This is a genomic window from Vibrio sp. E14 (assembly GCF_020515785.1).
In the GTDB taxonomy this organism is placed as follows: Bacteria; Pseudomonadota; Gammaproteobacteria; order Enterobacterales; family Vibrionaceae; genus Vibrio; species Vibrio diabolicus.
The window spans coordinates 181939-196998 of sequence record NZ_JAHPJI010000006.1; the positions used below are offsets into that span (position 1 = coordinate 181939).

At 44.5% G+C, this 15060-nt stretch carries 12 protein-coding genes; 5 read left to right on the forward strand and 7 right to left on the reverse strand.

From position 1 onward, the window contains the following. Window positions 1-124 precede the first annotated feature (124 nt). From LIX84_RS17135 to LIX84_RS17145, 3 genes are all read left to right on the forward strand, one after another. Window positions 125-2479, forward strand: coding sequence for a helicase-related protein (locus LIX84_RS17135; RefSeq protein ID WP_226421816.1), 2355 nt, complete (start codon window positions 125-127; stop codon window positions 2477-2479). 288 nt (window positions 2480-2767) lie between these two features. Beyond that, complete coding sequence (locus LIX84_RS17140; protein ID WP_005377965.1) at window positions 2768-3145, forward strand: hypothetical protein; 378 nt, start codon at window positions 2768-2770, stop codon at window positions 3143-3145. Between the two features lie 329 nt (window positions 3146-3474). After that, the gene (locus LIX84_RS17145; RefSeq protein WP_226421817.1) at window positions 3475-5148 is read left to right on the forward strand and encodes an alkaline phosphatase D family protein; all 1674 of its coding nucleotides are present in this window, start codon (window positions 3475-3477) and stop codon (window positions 5146-5148) included. Between the two features lie 79 nt (window positions 5149-5227). Here the strand turns inward: LIX84_RS17145 and LIX84_RS17150 are convergent, their stop codons facing one another. The 7 genes from LIX84_RS17150 to LIX84_RS17180 all read right to left on the reverse strand — a co-directional run bounded on the left by LIX84_RS17150 (window position 5228) and on the right by LIX84_RS17180 (window position 11214). Next, window positions 5228-6331 (reverse strand): phosphoribosylaminoimidazolesuccinocarboxamide synthase, encoded by a 1104-nt coding sequence (locus LIX84_RS17150; protein WP_226421818.1) that lies wholly within the window; start codon window positions 6329-6331, stop codon window positions 5228-5230. 203 nt (window positions 6332-6534) lie between these two features. Next, on the reverse strand, window positions 6535-6927 hold the full coding sequence (locus LIX84_RS17155; RefSeq protein WP_048626264.1) for a SulA-like leucine-rich domain-containing protein: 393 nt from the start codon (window positions 6925-6927) through the stop codon (window positions 6535-6537). 413 nt (window positions 6928-7340) lie between these two features. Further along, window positions 7341-7523 carry a hypothetical protein gene (locus LIX84_RS17160; RefSeq protein WP_005377960.1) on the reverse strand — a complete coding sequence of 61 codons (183 nt, stop codon included), beginning with the start codon at window positions 7521-7523 and terminating at the stop codon, window positions 7341-7343. Window positions 7524-7700: 177 nt separating this feature from the next. Beyond that, window positions 7701-8675 carry a J domain-containing protein gene (locus LIX84_RS17165; protein WP_226421819.1) on the reverse strand — a complete coding sequence of 325 codons (975 nt, stop codon included), beginning with the start codon at window positions 8673-8675 and terminating at the stop codon, window positions 7701-7703. A 76-nt stretch (window positions 8676-8751) separates the two neighbouring features. Next, the gene (locus tag LIX84_RS17170) at window positions 8752-9411 is read right to left on the reverse strand and encodes an OmpA family protein (protein ID WP_005377956.1); all 660 of its coding nucleotides are present in this window, start codon (window positions 9409-9411) and stop codon (window positions 8752-8754) included. A 217-nt stretch (window positions 9412-9628) separates the two neighbouring features. After that, on the reverse strand, window positions 9629-10324 hold the full coding sequence (locus LIX84_RS17175) for a DUF2786 domain-containing protein (RefSeq protein WP_005395879.1): 696 nt from the start codon (window positions 10322-10324) through the stop codon (window positions 9629-9631). 209 nt (window positions 10325-10533) lie between these two features. Beyond that, a complete protein-coding gene (locus LIX84_RS17180; protein WP_006742601.1) occupies window positions 10534-11214 on the reverse strand; it encodes a DUF3334 family protein in 681 nt (226 codons plus the stop codon). 263 nt (window positions 11215-11477) lie between these two features. Here LIX84_RS17180 and ydiJ point away from each other — a divergent pair, with 263 nt between their 5' ends. Together ydiJ and LIX84_RS17190 are read left to right on the forward strand one after the other, a co-directional pair. After that, the gene (gene ydiJ / locus LIX84_RS17185) at window positions 11478-14513 is read left to right on the forward strand and encodes a D-2-hydroxyglutarate dehydrogenase YdiJ (RefSeq protein ID WP_226421820.1); all 3036 of its coding nucleotides are present in this window, start codon (window positions 11478-11480) and stop codon (window positions 14511-14513) included. A 73-nt stretch (window positions 14514-14586) separates the two neighbouring features. Further along, window positions 14587-15048 (forward strand): methyltransferase family protein, encoded by a 462-nt coding sequence (locus LIX84_RS17190; protein WP_053807257.1) that lies wholly within the window; start codon window positions 14587-14589, stop codon window positions 15046-15048. The last annotated feature ends 12 nt before the right edge of the window (window positions 15049-15060 follow it).

The window sequence follows — 15060 nt, forward strand, 5'->3', positions numbered from 1 at the left end:
AATGTCTCAAAAAAACTCAGATACCGCCGAAAATATCGGCAATATTGGTTGTTTAGAGATACCTAAAGCAGGATTTTTTTACTTGGGTATAATGTTCTGCATCATCAAATCAAATCCAATTTCTATGTTTCAACTACCTATCGACAGCCTGCAAGCTGAGTTTGACCAACATGTGAACCAAAACCATCTCGTGGTGGAAGCCGAAACCGGGTCAGGTAAATCTACCCGTTTGCCTATGTGGGCGGCAAAACACGGACGCGTGCTGGTTATTGAACCACGTCGAATTGCTTGTACCTCGTTGGCTGAATATCTTGCGGAGCAATCTGGTGAGCCAATAGGTCGCAAAGTCGGTTACGCGATCAAGCTTCATGCCTACTTTGATGAAAAAACCGAAGTTGTATTTGTGACTCCGGGAGTCGCACTGCGTTGGTTTGCGGAAAACAAGCTAGCAGGCTTCGATATCGTGATAGTGGACGAATTTCACGAGCGACGCTGGGATATTGATCTATTAACCGCAATTTTGAATCAAGAAAATCAACATCGGTTGATCGTCACTTCCGCTACGCTGGAGGGCGAAAAGCTAGCGCGTTACCTGAATGCGAAGCGTCTGCGATCTGAAGGGCGTTGCTTTCCAGTCACGGTGACACATCGTTCTTTAGACAGCCGTTATTTACCGAATAAGAAGGGATGTGAACAAGAGGTTTTCAGAGCGGTAAAAGAAGCATTGGAAGATGAAGATGGCGATATTCTTGTTTTCCTGCCTGGACGCAAAGAGATCACCCAATGTGCTCAGATGCTACAAAGTTGCGGCGAAGTCATGGTGGTCAAACTTCATGCCTCGGTTAGTGATGAAGAACGGCACCGCGCGTTAACTACGCAAAAACAACGAAAAGTCGTATTGGCAACCAATGTTGCGGAAACCTCCTTAACGATACCTAACATCCGAGTTGTCATTGATAGCGGCTTAGAGCGCAGAACTGTACAACGAAATGGACGTACAGCACTGACGCTAACCAACATTTCTAAGGCCAGTGCCGCGCAGCGAATGGGGCGAGCAGGTCGCGTTGCCGAAGGGGCTTGTATTCGTCTATATGGTGAGCACGCGCCTTTAGAGTTGGTGACACCTCCAGAATTACACAGAGAAGAGCTCGTCGAGCCCATGCTGGCAGCAGCTTGTTGTGGGTATCGTCTCTCAACACTCGATTTTCTCGACTCAATTCCCCCAAAGTCGCTAGAGGCATCTCATTCGACGTTGTTATCTATGGAAGCGATTGATGAGGATGGCAATGTCACGCAGCACGGGAGAAAAGTATATCCACTACCCATTGATGCACTGTTTGCCGATCTTGTTACCAGAATTCAAGCGAAGCCAGAGAAGGAAGCAATGATTGATTTGGCTGCCGCCTTATCTGTGCCTGCGCAGCTCTATCAGCGACAAAGTGGTGAAGTTGCTGAGCTTCTATCTCAAGAGGAACCATACGGATGTGATGCCTCTTTGCTTATCCGTTTGGTTCGGGGGGAACGACTTCCGGGCATTGTCATTGATGCCAGCGCACTCGAAGAGGCACAAGGTTTAGCGAAACAAATGCGAGAAGTATTTGAATTACCGGAACTTGACGTTGCCTCTCGATATAAACGTGAAGCGCTCTTTTTCTCCATCGCCTCATTACACCCTGAGCTTGTGTTTGTCCGACGAGCTCGTCGAAGAGATGCTCTAGGAAATGGCGTAGTCGAGATGCTGGTTGGGCGTAACAGCCGCTTTCCTGATAAAGAAGAAGCGGCCATTGTGCTAGATAGCCATAGCGTGCCAGGACGAGGCGTTAAGCAAACACTAAACCTCGCATCGGTCATGATGCCTATCCCGCTGACGTTGTTACGCGAACTTGAACTAGGGGAGTGGCAACAAGGCGAGACGAATTATGAAGAGGAGACCCCAAGAGCAACGATGCATTTGGTCTACGCCGGGCGAACAATCTGTTCTGAACATCAAGCGTTACAAGGTGATGTTGCTGTTCAGTCTATTGTCGAAATGATAGAAGACGAGACACTGTTACCAGGTTTTGCTTCTCAAAGAAAACAACAAATCCAGCACTGGAAACTCTACAACGCATTGGGCCTTAATGTCGAAGGAGAAGAGGTTAACGACTTGGCCTCCTTGACATTTTCTAGCTGGTTAAAGGATCAGTTGGAAACATTAGGCGTTGAAAATGTCGATGATATGGCGTTGTTTGAACCGGAAGACTTTACATTTAACGGTGTTCCAGAATGGGAATACGACGATTTCACGGAGCAGTACCCTTTAGAACTTGCGCTGCCAGAACTCCAACTGGATGTTGAGTATTACGCGTCTCGCAAGCTGGTACAGGTCGTTTATCGAGAGGGAAACCGTAAGGGGGATCCAAAGCGTTGGGAGCTGCCACGCTGGGCTGGTTGGAAGATACAGTATAAAAAGGCCAGTCGAGTGATTGATGTGAAGTAGGTAGGCGGATGACGTTGTGACAAGAATTGATATTTTTTTGGTGAATCTATAATGATTTCATATTGATAGCGTTACTTACGTGTTGTTTTTAGTTTCTTAATTGAAATATTAATCAATTGAATGCTTATATATGGCGAAGCTGTACATCAGTTGTTACAAAGCTGGTTTTAATATTTCCTTTTGCATGTAAATTAGTGCATAAAAGACGAATGTTTTATATCCCATTGCTATATCAAAACAGTTGAACGATATTTGGTATATCTCATTTTCGAGTGTCGGGGGCATAGAATGGATCAACAAGGAAAGACGTGCATTGAATTCGACTACACTAGCTTTTTAGGGGCGACAGGTAGTAAAAAATGGACCTTTTTAGAGGCATTTGCCACCATCGCGCCTATTTTCGGTTTGATGTGGAAACAGAACATTGCGGAATTGAGCAAGCCTGAAGATCGGTTGTGGGATGCCGCATTAAAATCGATGTCTTCTCGTAAAAGTGATGAATCCAATTTGGTCCGCTTAACCCAGTTAGCTAAACATGAAGGGATCAATGAATTGCGAGTCGTTATGCCATATTCGCTCGATGTTCAGCAAATCGAGTACATAGAATCTCGCAGTCAGTTGAAGGTGGACACGTCAGAACAAGATGTTCTTAACATCAAGTTTTAGGCTGAGTATTTCCACTTCATCGATGTACTACTTAACAATAGTGCAATGAAAAGCGACCTCAAAGTAGGTCGCTTTTTTATTTTGAGGTTTTTGTCACAGGTCTTGGAAGTGTGATGAATATAGAGTATTTGCACTTAAATTAACAAAAATGTAACGTTTGGAAATGCAATTGTCATAACTAGCTTCTAACTTTGTGTTTTTAGGACAAATTACCGACTAAGTGGTTGGTACTGTAAGTTCGAATTAACGTCCCTTATTGGCACACAAGGATGATTGAGTCACCACGTCATTTGGGCATAAAAACAAACACAATAAGAAAGGAAGTCAATATGTCTTTGTCTCGTCGAGACTTTATGAAAGCTGCCTCTTCAACGGCGATTGTTACCGGGCTGGTGGGCTGTGATAGCGATGCTAGTGAATCTGTTGCGGTTACCTTTGAGCACGGAGTGGCGAGTGGAGATCCTACTCAAACACAAGTAATCATTTGGACTCGTGTTACGACCTCAGCAAGCTACGCAGATGTAAGCTGGCAAGTTTCATCTAACGAAAATTTTACTGATATCGTGCAAAGTGGCACTTTTGCCACAGACACGAGCCGAGATTTCACGGTAAAAGTCGATGTTCAAAATCTCAACGCAAATTCTCGCTACTACTATCGATTCATGGTTGGAGATGTCACTAGCGAAGTCGGGCAAACTCAAACATTACCAGAGGATGGTGTAGAAAAGGCATCCATGGCTGTTGTTTCTTGTGCAAACTATCCTGCAGGCTATTTCCATGTGTATCGAGAGATCTTAAATCAACATGAACAAGACCCGTTTGATGTGGTGCTTCATCTCGGTGATTACATTTATGAGTATGGTGCTGGTGGCTACGCTAGTGAAGATGCTGAGGCACTAGGGCGAGAGCCAAGCAAAGGCACTGAATGTATTACCTTAGATGATTACCGAAAACGGTATGCGCAATATCGCCAAGATGCTGATCTGCAAGCGTTACATGCGAGCCTACCAATGATTGCTGTCTGGGATGACCATGAGCTTGCAAATGATACTTGGAAAAATGGTGCGGAAAACCATCAAGAAGAGGAAGGCAGCTTTAATGATCGTCGTGCAGCTGCGGCTGCCGCGTGGACAGAATGGTTGCCCGTTCGTGAAAACACTTTCTCAAACATGCTGATTTACCGTCAGTTTTCGTTTGGAAGTTTAGTCAATTTGATGATGCTCGACACGCGACTTGTGGGGCGTGATAAACCGTTGGATTACTTCTCGCTCAGCTCTCCAAAGATGGAAGCTATTGGCGGTTTAGTTGCTCAGTCGCGCAGTGAAGACCGAGAGCTGTTAGGCGCTGACCAACTCGCTTGGCTGATGGATGCGTTCAGTACGCACGACGCAACTTGGAATGTGCTAGGGCAACAAGTGTTAATGTCTCGTATGGAGCTGCCAAGTTCGGTGATGACCGCTATGTTTCAATTGTTTACTGCCACTGAAGACCAAAAAACAGAGGCGTTATTAGCGGTAAACTCTGCGATTACGGGTTATCTCTTTGACCCAAGTTTAGATACCATTGCTTTGCCATATAACCTAGATGCATGGGATGGTTACTACGTTGAGCGAGAGAAAGTTTATCAACTGGCCAAAGCCAGCAGTGGTAACTTTGTCTGCTTGGCAGGAGATACGCACAACGCATGGGCAAGTGAGCTTAAAGACGTATCTAAGCATCCTATCGGGATAGAGTTTGCAACTAGCTCGGTGAGTTCCCCTGGGCTAGAGGCCTACCTAGCGTTAGATCCTGTTGCGATCGCTCAAATGGAATACACGTTGCCGCACTTAGTGTCAGAATTACAGTGGGCAGACATCAAACAGCGTGGCTTTATGCGCGTTACTTTTACGCCCGACAAGGCAGAGTCGACCTGGTATTTCGTATCAACGATTAAAGACAAAACATATCAGGTGACGACCAAGTCAGCCTCCACAACTGATGGTACTACGTTAAATATCGGCTAAACTGAGCCTAATACGAAAAAAGTCCGCAGGCTAGTGCGGACTTTTTATTGGAAAGCGTTTAGCTAATCTAGCGACAGTGCTAGTCAATCAATCCGTATTCTTTGCTCAGTACTTCGATGATTTCCGCTTTCGGATTCTCACTCAAATTAATCGGCTTTCCTGTAATCTTCTCGGCAATATCAATGTAGGTGCTCGAAATCGCCATCAAAGATTCGACGGGTAAAGCATTATCACGAGCGAGTGCTTCGCGCTCTGGCATACGTTCTTTGTTTAGCAAGATATCTGGGTCAGGGAAGTGGTTAAGTAGGAACTGGCGGAAACCTTCTTTTGAGTTCTCTACGATGTGACCTGCTTGGTACTCTTTAGCATCCCATATACGAGACGAGTCTGGTGTACCCACTTCATCCATGTAAATCAGCTTTTCATTGCCAGCAGCATCATGAACATAACCAAATTCGAATTTGGTATCGACAAAGATTTGGTCGATTTCTTCTAACGCTTGGCTGATAACGTTAAAGCCTTCTTTCAGCAGTTTTTCGTAGAGTGCGATATCGTCGGCACTTGAGAAGTTAAATGCTTCGTAGTTGTCTACGATGTTTTGACGAGTAATATTCACGTCATCCGCTTCTGGCACACCGGGAATACCTTTTAGAATGCCTTTTGTGGATGGGGTCATGAGCAACTCTGGCAGTGCTTTGTCTTTTTCTAACCCTTCAGGAAGTTGGATTCCACAAAACTCGCGCTCGCCATTTGCGTAAGCGCGCCACATCGAACCCGTGATGTATTTGCGGCAGATGGCTTCTATTTTTACCGGTTTGGCTTTTTGTACAATCCAAACAAAAGGGTGAGGAATGTCTAGAATATGGCTATCAGCTAAGCCATTTTCTTTGAACAGTTTGAACCAGTGATTAGAAATCGCATTAAGCGCAGCCCCTTTACCTGGGACACCATTAAGACCACCTTCAGCATGCCAAATACAATCGAATGCAGAGATTCGGTCGCTAATCACCATGATAGCCAAAGGCGCATCTGGAGCGACATCGTATCCTTTTTCTTTGATCAGTCGGGCACTGTCTTCTTCAGTTAACCAGTAAACTGAACGAACTTTTCCGCTATGAACGGGTTTATGGGTGCGAATTGGCAGGTCGTCATTGACGGCAAGTACTTGATTAGCAAGGCTCATTGCGACATTCCTATCATCTTAATCAAACGTCAGAAAGAGAAGATATTCAGCAAAATGTGGGCGCTGAATAAATCGAATGTGGGCATCATACCAGAACTATTTTAACTCGCCAGATAAAAAGCAAACGTTTGCTTGTTTTCTTTAATACAAAAAAAGCCCCCTTAAAAAGGAGGCGAGATGCAGGATGGATAACGTCGAACTTATTAGTGGTACTTATTAACTCTGCCTTCGACGAAAAAGACTTCACACTGATAGCGCTGCGCCATGTCGCGCAACATAGATTGATTCATAAGTGCAATTTTATTTGATGCTACAACAGCACTGGCATTGCCTGATCGGATGGCTTTGATCACGATCTCGACTTCTGAAAGCTGTTGAGAAGGCTTCATTTGAATCACGTTTCTACAGCAAATATTAGAAGCAGTGAGTTGTTCAAAGTCTGGACGAGGGCAGTCTGCTGTAAACAAAATCCATTGTTTCTGCTGCGATAAAACAGCCAGCTTAGATAGAAGCTGATCCGAAACGGCCATGGGCTGAGTTGCTTGTGCCAATACGTTGTAACGAGAGTATGTATGAGATTGACTTTGTAACTGCATCTTACTGTTCCTTTATACATGCTGTATGTGTATACAGTAGTCTGTTTTGACGACCTGATCAACCCGTTTCTCAAAAGTCATTTGCGTTTTTTTGAGAAAAAAACAAAAGGATTATATTTTAAAGCTTTGAATTTATTTGGTTATTTTTTATTTTTGATATGTCTAACATCAATTTAAAAATGTGAGATGAGTAGAAGATTGGACGAGAGACATACAGGGGTTCACTACTGTATATACAGGTGTTGTTTCACGGACAGTGGTTTGTATACAGTAGGAGAGGGGCTGATAACCGATGCGACATGCTATGTAGGATAGGAGGGAATACGAGATAGAGATTGGAAATAGGGCTTGGCCGATCAAAAAAGCGCCTTAAAAGGCGCCTTTGAAAATCAGTTCCGTTGATTCCGTCTTGCTTAGCTCGCTCGTTGCAAGCGTTCGCGCATTTGCAATTCGCCTTGGTTAAATAGGCGCACGTCGATTTTTGCCATGTCGTAACAAGCTTTACATGAGTAATGGTGCTTGCCATCTAAATAATCGTGACGAGTTACAAGACTAGGTTTTTTACACCAATCACAGGTGCCTTCTTCAGTGAACATTGATTTTCTCCCCACCTAGATTAATTTGAGTCGTTAGGTGTTATTTTGCGCTGAGCATTATGGCATAAAAGCGAGACTTAAGTTAAATGTCTGTTAATTTGTTTGAGAGGGAGATCGATTGCGGCGCTTGATTATATGGGTCTAAAAGCATGCTAGCCAAAGTATCTTTACCGATTTTTACTGTTTTGTAACATTTTGTGAGACAAGCTTAAAGGCATGATTGAGTCGCTTCATTTCTTCTTCACTGCCTCTTGTGTCCGGATGATAAAGCTTTGATAGCTGTCTATAGCGTAGCTTGATTGCTTGTAAATCAGGGATGGTTTGTGGTGTGTAGCCAAACATAGCACACGCGACGCTTAGCTTATGGTTTTCTGCCTGAGTTTTGGATTTCTTAAATTCTCTGAATACTTTCTCTAACTGACGCTTCAGTTGCTTGTTCGTAAACTCTAGCTCTTTTATTTTTTCCGCCATTCGTTGATTTTGGCTTTCCTCTTTGGCTTCACGCGCTTTTCTATTCTGCTTAAGTTTCTTGATCACGAGAAAACTTAAGCCGCAGATGATGAGTATCGCCGCTAGCCAAATCAGCCATAGAAACTGCGAGTGTTCTACTTTGGGGTTTGCAACTGTGCTTTTCTCTTCTAGTGTTTGCTCAGCCTTTTTATCGAGCGACTTTATTTGCGAGACTTGCTTAGCTCGCAGTTGGTTGAAGCGCTGCTCTAACAGTTGATTATAAGCTTGTTCTGCTGCTGGATTATGCTGAGAAGCCATTCGATACAAGGCTTCAGTCAATTGAGAAGTTGTGACCTTATCTGGATTGCGCTGAATAAAATCGGCGAGAAGAAAGCCACGATCGGTTGGGTCATTGAGTGCGATAGAGGTTAGCCAATATAATGCTTGTGTTTCATTCTTTTCGCCATATATCCCCTCAGCAAAGTCGTTCGCGAGCTGTTTTTGCGCAGGGAGGTAACCTTGGTTGGCGGATTGCTCTAGCCAGTAGCGCGTTTCTGGTGAGGCTTCAGCTTTGTTTGATGCCAATAATTGTTGTGCGTACTCGTATTGTTCTATGGGGTCATTTGGAGCTTGAGAGGCAAGCGAGTAACCAGAAAAGCTGAGGCTAAATAAGCAGAGTAGGGCAGACGTTTTGACAGACATTGATATGTCAGGCCTAACGATTATGGTTAGGCCTGCTCCGGTAATTTTTTATTATTACCGCTATGGTGCAACCAAATTACTTCAGTGGCAAGATCTGGATTTCAACACGACGGTTGCACGCACGACCTTCAGAAGTTTGGTTTGAGCAAATTGGGTTACGTTCGCCGTAGCCACGTGCAATTGCACGACCAGGTGCAACGTTTTGAGATACTAGGAATTGACGTACGGACTCTGCACGACGCTCAGACAACGTTTGGTTGTATGACTCACTGCCCGTGCTATCAGTGTAACCGTCGATAACAAGGCTGGTATCTGGGTATTCAACCAAGATGCGAGCAACACCGCGTAGCGTATTATGAATGCTAGCATCAAGCTGGTAAGAGCTTGAAGAGAAGCCGATACCATTTTCCATACGCAGTAAAAGCTGGTTCTCACCAACACGCTGAACCTGTACACCAGAGTTTAGCAAAGCGCGACGCAATTCTGCTTCTTGTTGGTCAAAGTAGTAACCAACGCCAGCGCCAGTCGCTCCGCCTGCGGCCGCACCAATGAGTGCATGCTGACGGCGTTCTTTAGCGTCATCGCCCGTTGCTAGACCGATTGCTGCACCAGCGATAGCACCAATAAGCGCGCCTTGCGTGGTTGAGTTAGTTTCGTATTCACCCGTTGTTGCATTTTGGCGTTGAGTGGCTTGACAGCCAGTAAGAGCTAGCACTAGAGCTAGTGCAATAGGCATCTTTTTCAAGGGAAAATCTCCGTATAAAACTGAGGCGAAACCATGCCTCATAATGGGATGCAAATTATGAATAAGTAAGCATTGATATTTGTTATGAGAAAGTAAGATTGATAAGAGTTTCTGTAAGAAAATTCTTATCGTTACTATCACAACTTCAAAAAGTAGGTCCCAATAACATTGGAATATTGGAACCTACGTCAATCAATTGCTGCTCTGGTTATTTCGATGGATTGCCCAACATTTTACGCGCTTGCTCGCCGCCAACACCACGGTTAACGGAGACTCTTCTACCTTTTTTCAAGCCCACTTCGTAGTCTTCGGTTAGGTTTTTCATCGCTTCTTTCAGTTGCTTCTTGAAGGTTTCGCGGTCAATGTTTTGGAATTCTTTATCAATATAATCATTGATTTTGTTGGCCGACTCTTCGTCTGGGGAAATGACTGGAAGTTTCTCTATCGCGCCCTCTACCCAACCAGATACAAATGAGTTCACGCGGCGAGTCACCTCTTGAGAAGAGGTGCCCGTACCTGCGAAGCTGTTTCGGAATTGTCCGGTACTTTCGTTCATCTCGCGATAAATAATATCGAAAGCAAATGCAGCAAAAATCGCGCGATCTGCTTCACCGATAAACTCGACACGTTTGAGCCCTTTGTGATTCAACAACACCGCTTCAACACCGAATTTAGTGTTAATGCCGCGAATCACTCGCAATATGGTAGAACTGATATTCGCTGGTAGTAGGTGGGAAGATTGTGTTTTCCCCATTCTGATAAACTCAATATCGTCTTTATCCAGACCATATTTGAGCATGAGGCGATGTGCCATTTTGATAGCATTGGCAGCCTCATTAACATTAGCGGAATTGCCCAGTTCTAAGCACTTGGCGATTTTTTTCAGAGCTTTTTGTTTATCCATCGACAACCAGTAACGAAAGCAGAAAATTTATGAAGTCAGACATATTACCTTTTTTGACATAAAAACGAAATACAAGGTGGGAGTGAAGGTGGTTTATGGACATAAAAAGAAGCCCCGCGGAAGGCGAGGCTAGGCGTTTTAGTTCGTCATAATCAGTATGAAGTCGTACTTGTGTCTAAGAAGCCATTCTTCATTAAGATTAGTTGGAATTACAACCCGAGCTGGTTGAGTAAATCATCGGCGTCATCGTTCGAACTCGACGATTTAGATTCTTTCTCAGCCATATTTTTACGTGTTGCTTCTAAAATATCGTCTGGATTTTCGTCTTCTGCGATTTCAAACTCTTCTAGTTGGATGAACTCAGTTTTGTCCATCGCTAACTCCAGATAGAAAATGTTGTTATTTTCGGTGGAGAACGTCACTCGGCGAGCTTGAGGGCGGTCAAGGTTGGTATCAACTTGTAAGATGACTTGCTTATTCAGCGCCATCATTTTTGGCTGGTTTTGTGTGATGTTCGTTTGCAGCTCTTTACGAATTTTATTGGTGAAATCTCCAACCAGTTGGTTCATTAGCTCACCCAGAACATCTCCCACCTCGTCAGAAGTATGAGATATTGCCAGTTCTTCTTCTGGCATACCCATATTACGCATGTAGTTGGTGTAGATCTCTAATGCGGCTTTTGCCGTAAAGTTAATTACGACCAGCCCGGTAAACCCGCCATCAAACAGAACAAAACAGCCAAAATCTGGCTTGAGGCTAGTCTTGTGGATTTTTTGCACCATTGCAGAGTAATTTACTTGAGAAGATGTCGCCGAAGTTAGGACGCCAGAAACAGACTGGCAAAGTTTGAGAAGGATATCTTCAGTGGTCACAATTTTATTTTTTTTCATTCTGAAAACTCATCTAGAAACGCGATTCGTTCCCCAATGTAAGGCATCAAGCGTGAAAAAATAAAGCATAAGTTTAATTATTGTATCGAGATTCTGATTTGCTCGTCTTTTTAAATGTTGTAAAGTGACGAAATTCAAAGAATATTACTTCACTTACTCTTTTGTGGTGTTTTGTTTCGCTGAACGCCAACTTGTATGATAAGTGAGCAAATAATTACATAACCCGCAGCTGATCGGATTCAGCGTCGTAGGGCAGGAAGCAAATGTTACCAAGATTACACTCGCAAACTGATGTCGATCCTCTTGTTCTTAGTTTTCTGAAAGAGCTTGAGCACGCCGGATTCACTGGTGATATCGAAAGCCAATATTCAAGCCGACTAGCGGTTGCCACTGACAACAGTGTTTACCAGCAACTTCCTCAGTCTGTCGTTCATCCCAAAACGACAGAAGATGTTTCTCTCCTCGGGAAACTGAGCAATAAAGAAAAGTACGAACGAATTACCTTTTCACCTCGTGGTGGCGGCACAGGGACCAATGGTCAGTCGCTAACCAAAGGTATTGTGGTGGATATGTCTCGCCACATGAACAAAGTGCTTGAGATTAATGAGAAAGAAGGCTGGGTTCGTGTACAAACTGGTGTAGTGAAAGACCAGTTAAATGATGCGGTTCGCCCTTACGGTTACTTCTTCTCTCCGGACTTATCAACCAGTAACCGTGCCACGATTGGCGGTATGGTCAACACTGATGCTTCTGGTCAAGGTTCTCTGAAATACGGAAAAACATCCGATCATGTATTGTCGTTACAAGCGGTGTTTGCTGATGGTTCAATTTTAGAGTCGGACTTGTCTCATGGTTACCCAAAAGAGGGCGAGTTTGCTGCCAAGGCGCTACGAGTAACGGAATCCGTATGTCGTGAAAAACGCCAGCAGATCGTAGATAAATTCCCTCCTCTTAACCGCTTTTTAACGGGCTACGATTTAAAAAATGCCTTGAATGAAGACGGTGGCCGTTTCGATATCACACGAGTGCTGTGTGGCGCGGAAGGTTCATTGGCATTTATTACCGAAGCGAAGCTAAATCTGACGCCAATTCCGAAAGCACGTACTTTGGTTAACGTTAAATACAACAGCTTTGACTCTGCGCTCCGTAATGCACCGTTGATGGTCGAAGCGAAAGCGCTATCTGTAGAAACCGTTGACTCGAAAGTGCTTAATCTCGCGAAGCAAGATATCGTCTGGCACACCGTGAGTGATTTGCTTACCGATGTTCCAAATAAAGAGATGCTTGGCATCAATATGGTGGAATATGCAGGTCAGGACGAAGAAGAAGTTGCAGCGCAGGTTGCAGCGCTGACCGCCAAGCTCGATACCATGCTGGAAACAGAAGAAGCGGGCATCATCGGTTACCAAGTCTGTAACGATGTAGCGAGTATCGGGCGTATTTACAACATGCGTAAAAAAGCGGTGGGTTTGTTAGGCGCAGCAAAAGGCCGCGCTAAACCGGTCGCATTCGCTGAAGATACCTGTGTACCACCAGAAAACTTGGCTGATTTCATTGTTGAGTTTCGCGAACTATTAGATAGTAAATCGCTGAATTACGGCATGTTTGGTCATGTGGATGCAGGGGTGCTGCATGTGCGTCCTGCGTTGGATCTGTGTGACCCGCACCAAGAAGCATTGATGCACGAAGTTTCTGATGAAGTGGTTAAGCTGGTGGCGAAATACGGCGGTTTGATGTGGGGTGAACACGGCAAAGGTTTCCGTTCAGAATATGGCCCTGAGTTTTTCGGCGATGAGTTGTTTACTGAGCTGAGACGTGTGAAGGCGGCATTCGATCCACACAACAAAATGAACCCGGGCAAAATCTGTACGCCGCTTGATAGTGATGCAGAGTTAGTAAAAGTTACCGATACCAAACGTGGTTACTTCGATCGTCAGATTGACGTTCAAGTACGTGACAGCTTTAAGCAAGCGATGGAGTGTAACGGGAACGGTTTGTGTTTTAACTACGATACCAGCTCGCCAATGTGTCCATCGATGAAAGTAACAGCCGATCGTCGTCATTCACCCAAAGGTCGTGCGGGTTTGGTTCGCGAGTGGCTGCGTCAGCTTACTGAGCAAGGTATTGATATTCTTGACTTAGAAAAGCAAACGCTAGAAAACAAAACATCAATCAAAACCATGATTGACCGCGTACGTCATTCTATCAATCGTCGTCACGAATACGATTTCTCCCACGAAGTGTATGAAGCGATGAATGGTTGTTTAGCGTGTAAAGCGTGTGCGAGCCAGTGTCCGATTAAAGTCGACGTTCCGAGCTTCCGCTCACGCTTTTTAAACATTTATCACTCTCGTTACCAACGTCCAGCAAAAGATTATCTGGTTGCGAACATAGAGACTATGCTGCCGATGATGGCGAAAGCGCCAGGTGTCGTAAATGGTGTTTTGAAGCAGTCGTGGGTCAAGAGCTTAACAGCTTCAACAGTTGGGTATGTCGATGCGCCGTTGTTATCAGTACCTACATTGAAACAGCGAGTAGAGTCGCTGACAACCCCTTATGATCTGCAAGCGCTCAGCGGTTTGTCTTCGTCTGAAAAGAGCAAGCATGTTTTAATTGTTCAAGACCCATTCACTAGCTACTACGACGCCGATGTTGTAGAAGACTTCGTTAAATTATTGAAAAAGCTGGGCATGCATCCGGTGCTTCTGCCATTTAAGCCGAATGGTAAAGCACAACACATTAAAGGCTTTCTACGTCAGTTTAAGGATACAGCAGCTGATACAGCGAAGTTCTTGGCGATGGTAGCGGATTTGGATATTCCATTAGTTGGCGTCGATCCTGCTTTAGTGCTGTGTTATCGAGATGAATACGCTGAAGTACTTGGCAGTAAGCGAGGTGATTTCGATGTACTGACGGCCCACGAATGGCTTTACCCAAGACTAGAAGCGTTTGAAAGCGGAGAGCATAAGGCGCAGGAACCTTGGTATCTGTTTGCGCACTGTACTGAAAAAACCAAAATGCCGAATGCAGAAAAAGAGTGGGGCGCTATTTTTGCTCACTTTGGTGCGGTTTTAAATACGGTACCAGTTGGTTGTTGTGGTATGGCGGGTACGTTTGGTCACGAGGTCGATAAGTTGTCGATGTCGAAAGACATTTACAATTTAAGCTGGAAGCCAAACCTAGATAAGTTAGATAACGAGAGATGTTTGATTACTGGCTACTCTTGCCGCAGCCAAGTGAAACGCTTTGAAGGAACAAAGCCCAAACATCCCGTTCAGGCGCTGTTAACTTTGATATAATCACATCAAATTAAGCCCAGTTTTACTGGGCTTTTTTAGAAGTCACATACAACAATTTCAAAGGATATGAATCTTGAGAAAACTTGAACTCAAAGTCCCACCTGTTGCGGTGTTTTTGTTGGTCATACTACTCATGTATGGACTGACAGTTCTGGTGCCGAGCCTGAATATTAGCGTGCCCTTTGTCGAGGTTGTGGTTGGTGGGTTAACTTTGCTTTCTGGTTATATGGGCATTGCTGGTGTGTATGAATTCCATAAAGTAAAAACGACGGTTAACCCTGTAAAGCCTGACACGGCCTCTTCCGTGGTGAGAACTGGCGTATTTTCTTTTTCGCGCAACCCGATGTATATGGCGCTACTGCTTCTAATCATTGCAATTGGTTTGTGGTGGCAGCACTTGAGTGTGGTGCTTTGTAGCGTTGTATTTGTCAGTTATATGAATCGATTTCAAATCAAGCCAGAGGAACGTGTTCTAGAGCGATTGTTTGGTGAAGAGTATGTGGATTACAAAAACCACGTCCGCCGCTGGATCTAAGCATTGCGTTTA

Bases quoted from the DNA above. Each gene is read 5' to 3' on its own strand.
- LIX84_RS17175 (WP_005395879.1), bottom strand. From the start codon at position 10,324: ATGGATAAACAAAAAGCTCTGAAAAAAATCGCCAAGTGCTTAGAACTG.
- LIX84_RS17135 (WP_226421816.1), top strand. From the start codon at position 125: ATGTTTCAACTACCTATCGACAGCCTGCAAGCTGAGTTTGACCAACAT.
- ydiJ (WP_226421820.1), top strand. From the start codon at position 11,478: ATGTTACCAAGATTACACTCGCAAACTGATGTCGATCCTCTTGTTCTT.
- LIX84_RS17170 (WP_005377956.1), bottom strand. From the start codon at position 9,411: ATGCCTATTGCACTAGCTCTAGTGCTAGCTCTTACTGGCTGTCAAGCC.
- LIX84_RS17140 (WP_005377965.1), top strand. From the start codon at position 2,768: ATGGATCAACAAGGAAAGACGTGCATTGAATTCGACTACACTAGCTTT.
- LIX84_RS17165 (WP_226421819.1), bottom strand. From the start codon at position 8,675: ATGTCTGTCAAAACGTCTGCCCTACTCTGCTTATTTAGCCTCAGCTTT.
- LIX84_RS17150 (WP_226421818.1), bottom strand. From the start codon at position 6,331: ATGAGCCTTGCTAATCAAGTACTTGCCGTCAATGACGACCTGCCAATT.
- LIX84_RS17180 (WP_006742601.1), bottom strand. From the start codon at position 11,214: ATGAAAAAAAATAAAATTGTGACCACTGAAGATATCCTTCTCAAACTT.
- LIX84_RS17155 (WP_048626264.1), bottom strand. From the start codon at position 6,927: ATGCAGTTACAAAGTCAATCTCATACATACTCTCGTTACAACGTATTG.
- LIX84_RS17160 (WP_005377960.1), bottom strand. From the start codon at position 7,523: ATGTTCACTGAAGAAGGCACCTGTGATTGGTGTAAAAAACCTAGTCTT.
- LIX84_RS17145 (WP_226421817.1), top strand. From the start codon at position 3,475: ATGTCTTTGTCTCGTCGAGACTTTATGAAAGCTGCCTCTTCAACGGCG.